Origin of the sequence: Segetibacter sp. (genome assembly GCF_025963695.1) — a bacterium.
Taxonomy (GTDB): Bacteria; Bacteroidota; Bacteroidia; order Chitinophagales; family Chitinophagaceae; genus Segetibacter.
The window spans coordinates 1-12,796 of the sequence record NZ_JAOQAH010000032.1 but is presented as its reverse complement, the minus strand read 5'-3'; the positions used below and the strand labels follow the sequence as shown (position 1 = coordinate 12,796).

Here is a 12,796-nt window from a genome sequence, read left to right as displayed (position 1 = left end):
ACGCCAACCAATGACCCCCGAAATATTTGATAAAGCAAAATAAGATATGGACAAAGATTACAGAAAATGTAAAAGAAGAAGATTTAGCATTTTCATTAGATATACATAAAAAGCTTCTTAGCTTCTTCCGGTTGAAGAAAACAAATTGCATTAATACCGCTTAGCTTACTTCTACTTCGTCAATAAAATATGGTTAGGTTTAATTTTTAATTGACCTGTCTTCACTAACCTCCTTTACAAGCGTAAGAGCTTTTGTAGATGACAGAACTACCGTTGCCATCGGTAACATTATAATCTTTTTTTAAGTATTCTCTACTTTCAATACTTTTTACTTCGCTATATATTTGAACTATCCTAATCTATTGTTTACTACCATTGCTATCCCTATAAACTCCTTCTCACCCACTTTTTTCCGAAATCAACTAAGACGTTTCACTAATTCTCGCGATTATGAAATTAAGCTTTACCCGATCTCTTTTAATTTCTATCCTAATTACTTTGGCAGCTGAGGCTTCCGCTCAGGCCACGCTCCCAACTCATCACTTCCGTTCCGCTACATCCGGCAATTGGAATACTGCTAATACCTGGGAAAGTTCTTCTGATGGATCTTCAAATTGGATTACATCTACACTAGCTCCAACCGAATCTGCAAGTATCATCACTATCCGAAGCGGGCACTCTGTAGTAATAACCACTAATACAACAGTTGACCAGGTAGTGATAGCAACCGGCGGCATATTAGAACTTGCAACAGGAGCAACATCTGGCTTAACCGTGACCGACGGAACAGGTAACGATATTGTTGTACAAAATGGAGGTGTATTTAAACATAATATTACTGGGTCCCTATTGCCATCATTTTCTGGCTTAGCAACAATGGAGATACAAAGTAGTGGTGTATTAGAAGTAGCAAGCAACAACGGCCAGCCTTCAAATTATGCTAATAACAGTTCTACCATTGCCAGCAATGTTTTATGGGCAGATAGTGCTGTCTTTAATTGGAACAACACGACTTCACCTATAGATGGAGTGGCTTATTTTCCTTCAGGAGTCTCTATACCAATCTTTCGAGTCTCCAAACCCATTTCTTTTGGAAATACGGCAGCAACAGTAATAAATGGGTTGTTCGAAGCAAATGCAAATGTCAGCCTGCAGAGCAACGGATCTAAAACTTTTAGAAATGGGATTATTGGAACGGCAGCAGTTGCCGCAACAGCAATAAACGGGGGACAGTTTATAATAAATGGCGCTACTGCTAAACTAGGAGGCGGAACCCTCACGCTTAATGGCAGCGGCCTCACAATTGGCTCCACAACCCTTACCACCTTAACCAGCAGCAAAACAATTGATAACTACCCCGGAGCAACCGGCGATATAACCCTTCTCGGCACCTTGATTACCGGGGACTTTATTATTGGCGGAAATAGCAAAATAAAGATTGACGGAACGCTGAAAACCACCAACACAACAGGGCTAACAGGAAGCTCTAGCTCTACCTTTGCAACAGGGTTTACTGTTAGCTCAATAGGTGCATCTTCTACTATTGAATACAACCGAACCGGTGATCAAACTATTACTCCCCTAGGTTATGGAAATCTTACTATTTCCGGCAGTGGCGTTAAAAAAGCAACAGCACAAACAGACGTTTCAGTAAGCGGAACGTTGAATATATCAGCAGCAAACACATTTGCATTAAACGGAACAAACGATCTAAAGCTTAATGGCGGCGGCACGCTAAATATAAACGCCAATTCTTCTTTTGACACCGGGGGAGAAAGCCAGGTAACCGGGGGCGGTTCTCCCACGATTAATATTTACGGAACTTTTATTTGCCGCGACGCTGACGGCTTCGCAGGAACAAGCACCTCTATACCAGGCGCCACCTCAACACCATCCATCACACTTAATATTTACGCAGGCAGTATTATAGAATATGGCAGGTTGGGCGATCAGCAGGTAAGCTCGCGAGACGATTATAAGAATGTAACATTTTCAGGTAGTGGTGTCAAGACTGTTCCGACATGCTCTCCTTTTGGCACCGTAACCATTAAAGACAATGCTATTGTGGATGTTTCAAACAAAAATTTTGGCGACGCAAATACCAACCTGTTAATGAGCGGTGGCAGGCTGATACTATCGGGAGTTAATACAAAGCCTGATATAGCAGGAACTTATAACATCACCGGCGGTGATATTGAATTTACTAACCACGCTACGACTGCCCAGGCAATACGTTCTCCCAGAAGCTACTTCAATATTATAATTAGCGGATCAAATGTTAAGAACGGTGCCGGAATAATAACTCTTGTTGCCGGAGGTTCTTTCACTGTTAAGGGTACTGGCATGTACGATAATAATGATAGAAGGATTGACGGCTCGGCAGGAACACAAAATTTTATAATGGAAGCGGGTGCCACATTTAAGACCGGGGTAACCGGAGGTTTTTCCGGCAATTCTTCAGCTGCATTATTTAACATCGAAAACGTTACCATTAATCCAAAATCTACAATCATATATTCCCGTACGGTAAGTCAAACACCTCCCGGCGATCAGACAATTACCACGCTCAGTGGCGACTATCCTTCTTTACTACTTAAGGGTAGTGGCATCAAAACAGTGACGAATGGAACGATGAATATTTCAACAGGTGCAGATTCTCTTGTCATTGATCCTCTCGTAGTTCTTAAGGTAAGTGCAGGCGCTAAAGCAAACTTTAATGATCGACCAGTTATCATTCATAGTAATGCAACTGGTACTGGTTCGATTGGTGAAATCGCCGATGGGTCTATCGCTTTATTGAATGCTACCAATGTTACTGTAGAAAGGTACATACCTGCTAAGCGCGCTTTTCGATTTTTGTCTTCACCGGTTACAACCTCTACAAGCATAAAAGGAAACTGGATGGAAGGCCAAAATAATACCCCTCCTGCCTATTCAGTTAATTATAACAGTACTCCAGGTTACGGAACTCACATCACCGGTTCGGCAAACCCTAATGATGGCTTCGACGCAACTGCAACAAACAATCCATCATTATTCATTTTTAATAATAGCAGCCAGGCGTGGCAGGGCATACCTAATACCAGCGGTACATTTACTGCCGGCGTGGGCTACCGCCTGTTTGTACGAGGTAGCAGAAGTGTTGATCTAAGCAATAATAGCGCAGCTCCCTCGAACACTATTTTAAGAGGTACCGGATCTTTAGTGAAAGGAAAAGTAGTTTACAATGTATCTGGCAGTCCCTCTATAGACGGAAGCATAAATGCTTTTAGTATGGTTGGAAATCCCTATGCCTCTCCCGTTGATTGGGATGCATTAACGAAGCAAGGCCTCTCACCTTATTATTATGTTTGGGATCCAAATCTTAATACCCGTGGCGCTTATGTTACTTATGGCAACGGGGTAACAAGTGTTCCAGGTTCGGAGGTTAATCAAAACATTCAGTGCGGCCAGGCTTTTTTTGTTCAAACCAAAACAGCTAATCCTTCCCTGACTTTTAACGAGGCAAATAAAACAAGTGCAAACAGAAAAGTATATAGGACCGACGACGGTGTTCCTGCGCTTTCTGTGCAATTGTTGCTAGATACCCTAAAAGAAAGCGAAAACACTGCTGATGGAATTACAGTTCTTTTTGATGATAATTTCACCTCTTCTATTGGCGAGGAAGATGCTGAAAAGATTGGTAACCTCGATGAAAATATGTCGATTGCCAGTAAGGGAAAATTGTTAAGTATAGAAGGTCGACCACCCGCGCTTTCGTCTGATACTATTCAACTAAATATTGTCCAGCTTAGGCAAAAAAACTACTTCTTAAAAATCAAACCTGCTCGTATTGCACCTGGTGTTGCTATAATTCTAAAAGACAAATTTTTGAAAAAGGACACCCTTCTCGATTTGAATACAGAAACTATTATTCCTTTCACCATAGATAGCAATTCAACATCCTTCTTGCCAAACCGTTATAGCATTATTTTAAACTCAACCCAGGTACTACCAATAATACTAGTGAACGTAAAAGCCTATAAAAAAGAAAATGGAATACAGGTAGAATGGTCTGCTCAGACAGAAAAAGACACCCACAACTACGAGATAGAAAAATCAACAGATGGTCGCTTGTTTAAAAAGCAGGGAACCGCCGGAGTAAAAAATAATGGAAGTGTACAAAACACTTATAGTTGGTTTGATGGTAATGCAACAACAGGAAATAACTTTTATCGAATAAAATGTCATCAAAAAAGTGGAGAAGTGATTTGTAGTAAAATAGTATTGCTCGACCTTCCAGAGAATACCGGGTTAATTTCTGTTTTTCCTAATCCAGCAAGAGGCAATACAGTTAATCTCAAAATGACGAACCTGCAAAAAGGTAATTATACAATTTCTATTTCAAATGATTTAGGAGAATTAATTTCTATCAACAAAGTACATTATGACCCGGCATTAGAGCTTTATAAACTAAACATCAAAAAGGTTATAGCTAAAGGAAATTACAGACTAACGATAAGTAGCGGAAATAAAACCTTTGTAGAAAATATAATTATTGAGTGATGGTTTATAAGACAAGAAAGCTTTGCTACGGGCTTTGCTATAATAAAATAATCTACGCTATGAATAAGATAAGCAAGACTCTTAGTCTACTGTTGATAATTCTTTTGGTTAATATACCTGTATCATTTGCTCAACCTGTAATAGACGAGGATGATGTACAGGATAATCCAGTTCCTTTTGATGGGGGTGTAGGTGTGTTAGTTGCAGCAGCAATATACTACGGGTTAAAGAAGGCTCATCGAAAGAAGCAGCCAGATACATTTTAAGTTGAAGTTAAAAACTTACAGGAGTACCTCTTGCTCGCTTAATTAAGTCATGCCTTGTAACAAAAAAAATGCATACCGTTTTTACAATATGCATTTCAAAAATTTATAGAGATAACAATTATCTAAGTCTGTCAAGACTTTTCACCAGCTTATTATCCTTTCGAATGTTTATTGCTGCAAGAATAAAAAATATTGTCATAGCTATAGGTAATAGGGCACCCCAATAATAGGTACCCTGAATCACTCCATTTGCTTCTTCCAATTCGCTAATTTTCAAAACCTCCAATGCAATCAATAAGACAGAAGCAAATATTCCCAACCCAGTGAACTTCATTTGAGTGGAGCGGTTTTTAAAAAGAAATATTGCGATAAGTGCTAATAATGCAGCAATAATATTATTAGCAAACAAAAGCAAACTCTCGGTTACAGTGTATCTTTTGGCTACATCACCCGCTAATGTTTCCGCATAAATCGGTACCTCTGTTGTTAAAAAACCTGATCCCGCAGCCAGGAAAAGCCAGATGGTTTGTACTCTTTGTATCATTTGAATTGTTTTATGTTAGAATAGCTTCTGCTTAAAAGTAGAACCCGCTTATCCACAAAATGCACTTTGACTATTAATACAGCTTTTCTATCCAAGTTCAGGATATAAAGGAAACTGTTGCATAAATTCATTTACCTGCTTTCTAATACTTGTAATAGTATTTTCGTCATCAGCATTCATCAGAGCATTATCTATAGCGTTAACAACAAACTGCATATGTTCCTCTTTCATACCCCTTGTTGTTATTGCAGGAACACCTACACGAATGCCGCTTGTTACAAAAGCGCTTTTGTCGTCGTAAGGAACCATATTTTTATTAACCGTTATGTCGGCTTTCACCAAAACATTTTCAGCCTTTTTACCGCTGATATTTTTATTGCGCAAATCTATCAGCATAAGATGGTTGTCCGTTCCTCCGCTGATTAGCTGGTACTCTTTTTCAACAAAAGCTTTTGCCATTGCCTGAGAATTGGCGACTACTTGCTTTGCGTAATCTGTAAATTCATCCGCAAGTATTTCGCCAAACGATATAGCTTTTGCCGCAATGATATGTTCAAGCGGGCCACCCTGAGTTCCAGGGAAAACAGCCATATCAATGAGGTTACTCATCATACGAATGTTGCCTTTTACATCCTTTACTCCAAAGGGATTTTCAAAGTCTTTTTTCATTAAAATAACTCCACCGCGAGGACCACGAAGGGTTTTATGTGTGGTGGAAGTAACAAAATGACAATGGTCAAAAGGTGATGCTAATAAGCCTTTGGCAATTAATCCCGCAGGATGGGCCATATCACAAAAAACAAAGGCGCCTACTTCGTCTGCCACTTTTCTAATTCTTGCAAAATCCCATTCGCGGCTGTAAGCACTTGCACCACAAATAATCATTTTCGGTTTTACTTCACGCGCTTTTGCTTCAAGCATTTCGTAGTCTACTATTCCGCCCTCTCTTGTAACCCCATAAAAATGCGGTTCATATAGCTTGCCGCTAAAGTTAACGGCGCTTCCATGAGTTAAATGCCCGCCCATACTAAGGTCTAAACCAAGGATGGCGTCACCGGGTTGAAGTACGGCCAGCATTAGAGCCGCATTGGCTTGTGCCCCACTGTGTGGTTGCACGTTTGCATACTCACAATTAAAAATTTGCTTTAACCTGTCAATTGCCAACTGTTCAACCTGGTCGACAATTTCACAGCCACCGTAATATCTTTTACCGGGGTAACCTTCGGCATATTTATTTGTCAATACTGTTCCCATCGCCTGAATAACTTGCAGGCTGGCAAAATTTTCGGACGCAATTAGTTCAATACCATGTCGCTGCCGTTCAAGTTCTTTATCTATTAAGTCAAAAATTACTGTATCTCTTTGCATGTAGAGGTTTTAAAGGCGCAAAAATAATCTTATTTGCAGATATGCAATAACACCAATAATTCCTCCATAACTTTTACCAAAAATGTCGCTGCTTATAGAATATAAAATGAGCATAGTTGCACTAAGGCGCTGTTTGCAGAAGAAAATCGCTCCTTATAAGCTTTGTATTATTAGTTACACTCCCAATCAACAACTCCCTTTTTCGTTGCTGCGTTTATTTCTAATCTGGTCAGGAGGTTTGTAAAAGACCATTATTTTTCCTGCCGGGGCTTTTATGAATGCCACATTTGTCTTCGTGCTGCCTTCCGCTACGTAATTATTTACTTTATCGGTTTGCTTTAACCCTCTTGGTCAATGCATTTGTATTTTGTGCCGATGCAGTTACTCCTGATGTAATAAAACAAGTAACACAACTATCAATTTTATATTTTGACCTTGTAATTTCATAAGCAAGTGTGAAGAAACCACCACTGTCTTTCGCAATTCTTTGCTTAAACGAAAGAACTAAATTTCTTATGTCTGCTATCCCCTCGGCATCTAAACCATTTGTCGCCTCATCAAGAATAATGCATTTGGCATCATGCACCGAAGTAGGGGCTATTCCCACCGCTGCTTCTTGCACTGCCTAAAAGTGTTACTTTACTATCTGCCTACGCCCTGCCTGGCAACCACGGCCAGCTGATGGAGTAGTTGAGATTTTGTAAGCTTCGCTCCACCACTAATTTTTAAAAAGAGCTCGATATTTTCTAATGCGGTTAGGTATTTAAAAACGTTCGCATATGACCACTATTGTACATTTAGTTGAAGAGGGCTGGTATAGTGAATTGTTAATTCGGAAAAACGCTGTATGTGGAAGTAGGTCGGGTACCTATTTGCCTACCTGTAAATATTCCTGCAAAGCTTTGACATAGTTTTCAAAAGCCTCAATTCCCTTAGGGGTTACTTTACATGTTGTTAAAGGATAGTTGTCTTTGAACTGTTTATTTACATCGATATAGCCTGATTCCTTTAGCTTTTGCACCTGCACACTTAGGTTACCTGCAGTTGAATTTGTTTTTTCCCTGATGAATGTAAACTCGGCTTCCTTAACACTCATAAGTAAACTCATCACCGCGAGGCGTAGCTGTGAATGTAGTATGGGGTCTAGCTCTTTAAACACCTGCGCTCTGATTTAATTTCCTGCCTGTTAATTTTTTAAACTCCCTGTTTGCAATATATCCCGGTATGATGTAGCCAAATAATACTGCCGCTGCATGTAATAACATAACCACTTCAAAGTCGGTTTGAAACAGAGCAATAAACCCAAAAGTCCAGGTGATAAACGAAGCGATAACAGATGGTCTAAAGTCCAGAGCAGTGCCATAGATGAGTATCCAGAATCCATACAATCCTATTAATAAAGCAAACCCTTTAGCAGGACCAACTCCAAGGTTCATAGCAAATATGTTAAACATGATACAGATAAAGAAACCAGCGTTTAATTTTTCAAACAAAGATTTAGTATAGGTTTTTACTCTTCCCTTACTTTTTACAAAAAATCCTTTCACCACGCCAACAATCATCATTACAAGGGTGACTGCTCCAAAGATGTTCCAGAAAAAGAAAGTGCTGAACCATTTGAAATGAAGGTTTACGACAGTTAGTATCGATGCTATAAACAACATCCATCCCCATGCAATCCAACCTTTGCCATCGTCTTTTTGCTCATGCTTCGCAGCGTTAATCATTTGTTGGATGATCATTAAACTTTCTTCCTGACTCAGCTCTTTTTCGTTATCGTGCATGTTCTAAATTTTTTGTTTCCTGTATTGGTTTCTTAATAAATGCCCCGGTATTATATAGCTGATCAATATTGCAAAAGCAGCTAATAACATTTGCAAAGAATAATGTAAGAATGGCGCAATTGCTACTAAAACCAGACAGATACCTCCACCAATTTTCATTGGCTTACATTTTAGTAAACTTCCCGAAATGTAAGTTCCAATCCCGTACAATAGTATGTAAAATGGAAAGCAATATTGCCAGCCAATCTTGCTAAATACAATAGCTAACGCCAGGTATGAAATTCCAATTATAAACCAAATAAACCCCATCGCCTCCCCTATAAAAGTTTTTACTCTGTCCTCTTTCTTGTACTTATGGATAAATATGAAGTGCAACAGCAATGCAACAGGAGTTACAAACCAGGCGTAGTAATGACGTGGGTAGTTTGCAATGACTGATAAGTAATACTGTAAAAGACAACCGACCAGGGTAGCCCATCCCCATAAAAGAAAAAAATGACTTTTGTCACTGATAGATGTTTTCGTCGTTTCGATCATTGATCTTATCAATTGCAGGCTTTCTGCTGGCGAAAAATCTTTATCGCTTGTACTCATCATTTCACAAATATGAATTTGATTATTGTAAACAGGAACAAATGACCGACCAATTTGTCGACCATTTGTTCACCGTAGTCCTTGGCAAGGTTAGCCGCCAATTATAATTTACTTTGTTCAAGCATTTGCTCAGCCGATTTCTCCCCCCAGTTAGGATAAAGACTGCCCGGGGTTTTATAGGTCTTAAACAACTCAAGCGATTTTTCAAACAGCGGCTTTGCCTTATCTTTTCCACCTCCAAATTCCTTTGGCGTACCAAACGTATTTTGACCTTCTAAAAAGTAAACGCGCGGGTTGTTTGGTTCTAATTGCTTAGCCATTTCCCTGTTTGAGTTTACACTTGCTCCATACTGTTGCCAGCGCCCTGCAGGGTCTACCAGCATTTTTAATGTAGCACTCATGCTTTTCAATAAAAATATTTCTGAATTTTTCGGCTCAATGGTTTCAGCTTTAGCTATCAAAGCATCGGCCTTTTCTGCCACTTCATCTTTATTTGCTTTCGCATCTGAGAAAGCCCTTAAAACGTGTGAAAGCGCAGCATAATAATAGGGAAGCCATTGTGTTTTCTCCGCATCAGCTATCCGTTCAAAAGTTGCAGCCAGGCTTACATAATCATCGGGGTTTTTTAAAGAGTCAAACTTTACAAGGTTTAATTTCATTGTTTGCTCATACCGGCTGCTTTGAGCGAAAAGGCAATGCGCACTAACTAACAATACGACTGATAAAATGAATTTTTTCATGATGTTTTTAATTTTTTTGTTGATTTTTTAATTTTTGATATTCTCTTTCCGATGAAAATAGATCCGTACCATAATAGGCATGAAAATATTGAGTGGCAATACCAACACCCCAACCCAGAAGCGGCCAAACCGGCCAAAAATAACTACGCGGGCCGGAAGTGAAATACCAGGTTACGATCAACATACAGTTGACTGTAACATAAGAAAAGGCGCTAATTTTAAAAGCTGCTCTTCTTTTCGCAATCTGCCAAAGTTCATTGTCCCTAACGTCGCCGTCTGCGATCGTTTTAGTAAGTGGAAACGTTTCGTCTTGCACGTTTTTTAATTTTTTATTTTGATTTAGTTATTCCTTTAAACCTATAAACCGGCGCGTTTTCTCTCTGCTTTTTTTCAAGCTTTACAACTATGCCCGGCATTGTTGTGTCACTCACTTGTACTAACTGTTGTGGCCTCATCCCCTAGTGCATTTGCTACAAATTGTTATTTATAACATCTTGTGTTCTGTCAACTCCCCAGCTTAAGAAACAACCAATAAAATAAAACCTTTTTGATGGCGGCATGATTGGTTCTTTATACATTCCATCGCGGGAATAGTTATAGCCATACACCTGGTTTGCACCTAATACATTTGTCATACTTACAAACAGTACAATGTTTGTTTTAGCATTCGCTTTTCCAATGCTGGGCACATACTCTGCACTAAAGTTTAGGCTATTGTAACTTTTTGTTTTACCCTGGTCACCTACATAATATTTGTAATTGTTGTTCACCATCAGGTTATAATAAGGACGGCCGGTTGCATAGGTATAAGTAAAATTGAAGCCTGATTTAATAGATGTAAAAAACCGTTTCATCACAACAGAAGCAGTGTGGTTAGCCACAAAGTTTGGTTGAAGCTTTAGAGGGTAGTTAAGATAGTCGCGCTTAGTATCTATGTAAGAATAACTAACCCAGTAATCAAAGTTTTTGATAGACTTTTTATCTCTCCAAAAAACATCGATACCTGTTGCGTCTCCATATCCCGAATTAGTATACAGGGAAGTAAAATTGACAGCCGGGACTGTTTTAATCAAATCCTCATATTTCTTGTAGTATCCTTCAATCCTAAATATGCGCTCATGAGTCATCTTCTGGTAGTTGATGATGTAGTGGGTAGCTTTTGTCATACCGACATTTGTGCCGTAGTATAATTGATTATTCTCGGGCTTCTGGTAGAAAACTCCATACGCCAGCGACATTTGCGCATCCTTACCAGTTTTGTAAGCCAAAGAAAGGCGTGGGGCAACGTTATATTTTTTAATGATCGAAGAGTTTTCAAAACGAACACCCACTTTAGCCGCCAGGCTATTTGTTAAAAAAATATCTGACTCAGCAAACAATGCAGTGTAATTATCAATCAGTTTATAGGTCGTGTCATGAATAACATTCTTATCATACAAATACCAATATTCACCTCCAAAACGAAGGGCGCTGATACCAATGAGCTTTTTTTCAAAAACTGCCTTTACTTGCGCTAAATCCTGCCTATGTAGCAGGTCGAAGTTTTTGTTCTGCATCCACGGCAACCCACTACCAAAATGTTTAGGCCGGTTATTTTGGTCCTGCACCTGCTGGGTTATATTATCCTTGTTAGTGCTATAACCGCTACCCAGGTTCATCTTCCAGCCATTGCCGAGATTCTCTCTCCAACTGAGGTTATTGTACCAGTTATTATTGGCGAGAGAAAAGGCATCTTTTAAATGCAAACTATCAATATCAGGTCTTCTTAAACCTAGTACCCCATTGCTAAACGTGGTGTAGTATTTAACCATCCCACCTCTCTTTGTCTTAAACCTAAAGTTTGCATCACCATTGTGAAACTGAGGCATTTTAAAGTAGTCCGGAGTCTGTTTTACCATAGCGAAGTACAAACCCACATTTATATAACTATAGTTGATCCCCCACGAAGACTTTTTATTCTTACTAAGCTGTTGCGTTCCCGCGCCTACCAGCAGCGGAGATATAGAAGCATTTACTTCTGATTGCTCAGGTAAGTCAATCGACTCCAGCAGCAGGGCCGATGATAGGGCCTGACCGTATAAAGCAGAGTAACCCCCGGTTGTAAAAACAGTTCCTTTAAAAAGAAAAGGCGAGAAACGACCACGGCTTCCAATATCAGGTACACTTGTAAAGTAAGGATTGTTGACTAACGTTCCATCAATAAACTGTTTGGTTTCGTAGCCTGCACCCCCGCGTACAAACAAGCCTTCCTGCTCGCCAACCTGTTGGGTACCAGGTAAAGTTTTTAAAGCTGCTGTAATATCTGCATTAGAACCAGCGGTGGTGGCAACATCCAAAGAACTTAACACGGCAGCTCTTTTTGAGTCACCTGCTGCAAAAGATCCTGCAGTTACCATTACGGCTTTCAGTTCGTCAAGCTTTTCCTTTATGCTGATAGTTAAGGTTAGCGGCTCAGACCCAATTAAAACTTTTTGCTCAAACGAATTATAGCCAATGCTGCTAGCAATAATAATGTGTTCGCCTTTCTCAGTTGTACGAAAAGCAAAATTTCCTAAAGAGTCAGTTGTTGAACCATCGTAAGAATCTTTAAGGGATATGCTTACCCCGTAAATAGGACGACTGCGATTGTCTTTTACAACTCCTGAAATTTTTACCTGTGCAAAAAGTGAGTTACCTACGAAGATTAGCACTATTGAGAATAATAATTTTTTCATCAGTTTTAATTTGCGAGACAAACATAATATGGTTTATTTTATAAACAAAACTATCGCTAAAACTAGTTCACCATTATATTCCTACGGCAACTACAGGTGAAGAACGGTATTTAAGGGTTTAAACGGGTTTCTTTAAAATAGCAAAAAAGGAGAAATCAGGAATCAAACTCAATGGCAAAATCCGTCCTTCCACCCCTCAGCCACCACTTACTAAAAAAATTTCGGCAAATTCTTCTAATAC

The 12,796-nt window shown here is 39.4% G+C and carries 11 protein-coding genes; 2 read left to right on the top strand and 9 right to left on the bottom strand.

What is annotated here, in order from left to right:
• The first annotated feature begins 450 nt into the window (after nt 1-450).
• Together JWR87_RS05330 and JWR87_RS05325 are read left to right on the top strand one after the other, a co-directional pair.
• Nucleotides 451-4,545 carry a T9SS type A sorting domain-containing protein gene (locus JWR87_RS05330; protein WP_297816495.1) on the top strand — a complete coding sequence of 1,365 codons (4,095 nt, stop codon included), beginning with the start codon at nt 451-453 and terminating at the stop codon, nt 4,543-4,545.
• Nucleotides 4,546-4,604: 59 nt separating this feature from the next.
• Nucleotides 4,605-4,811: a PID-CTERM protein-sorting domain-containing protein gene (locus JWR87_RS05325; protein ID WP_297816492.1), complete on the top strand. Its 207-nt coding sequence runs from the start codon at nt 4,605-4,607 to the stop codon at nt 4,809-4,811.
• Nucleotides 4,812-4,929: 118 nt separating this feature from the next.
• Here JWR87_RS05325 and JWR87_RS05320 read toward each other — a convergent pair whose 3' ends face one another.
• From JWR87_RS05320 to JWR87_RS05280, 9 genes are all read right to left on the bottom strand, one after another.
• Nucleotides 4,930-5,355, bottom strand: coding sequence for a DUF4293 family protein (locus JWR87_RS05320; RefSeq protein WP_297816489.1), 426 nt, complete (start codon nt 5,353-5,355; stop codon nt 4,930-4,932).
• An 87-nt stretch (nt 5,356-5,442) separates the two neighbouring features.
• Entirely contained in the window at nt 5,443-6,723 is a 1,281-nt protein-coding gene (gene glyA / locus JWR87_RS05315) for a serine hydroxymethyltransferase (protein WP_297816486.1), read from the bottom strand.
• Nucleotides 6,724-7,048: 325 nt separating this feature from the next.
• Nucleotides 7,049-7,345, bottom strand: coding sequence for a hypothetical protein (locus JWR87_RS05310; RefSeq protein WP_297816483.1), 297 nt, complete (start codon nt 7,343-7,345; stop codon nt 7,049-7,051).
• Nucleotides 7,346-7,591: 246 nt separating this feature from the next.
• On the bottom strand, nt 7,592-7,834 hold the full coding sequence (locus tag JWR87_RS05305) for a transcriptional regulator (RefSeq protein ID WP_297816621.1): 243 nt from the start codon (nt 7,832-7,834) through the stop codon (nt 7,592-7,594).
• 40 nt (nt 7,835-7,874) lie between these two features.
• Entirely contained in the window at nt 7,875-8,507 is a 633-nt protein-coding gene (locus JWR87_RS05300) for a hypothetical protein (protein ID WP_297816480.1), read from the bottom strand.
• Nucleotides 8,508-8,510: 3 nt separating this feature from the next.
• Nucleotides 8,511-9,104, bottom strand: a complete 594-nt coding sequence (locus JWR87_RS05295) for a hypothetical protein (protein WP_297816478.1) — start codon at nt 9,102-9,104, stop codon at nt 8,511-8,513.
• Nucleotides 9,105-9,202: 98 nt separating this feature from the next.
• The gene (locus tag JWR87_RS05290; protein ID WP_297816475.1) at nt 9,203-9,841 is read right to left on the bottom strand and encodes a hypothetical protein; all 639 of its coding nucleotides are present in this window, start codon (nt 9,839-9,841) and stop codon (nt 9,203-9,205) included.
• 7 nt (nt 9,842-9,848) lie between these two features.
• Entirely contained in the window at nt 9,849-10,157 is a 309-nt protein-coding gene (locus JWR87_RS05285) for a 2TM domain-containing protein (RefSeq protein WP_297816472.1), read from the bottom strand.
• Between the two features lie 154 nt (nt 10,158-10,311).
• Nucleotides 10,312-12,555, bottom strand: a complete 2,244-nt coding sequence (locus JWR87_RS05280) for a TonB-dependent receptor (protein WP_297816469.1) — start codon at nt 12,553-12,555, stop codon at nt 10,312-10,314.
• Nucleotides 12,556-12,796: the final 241 nt, after the last annotated feature.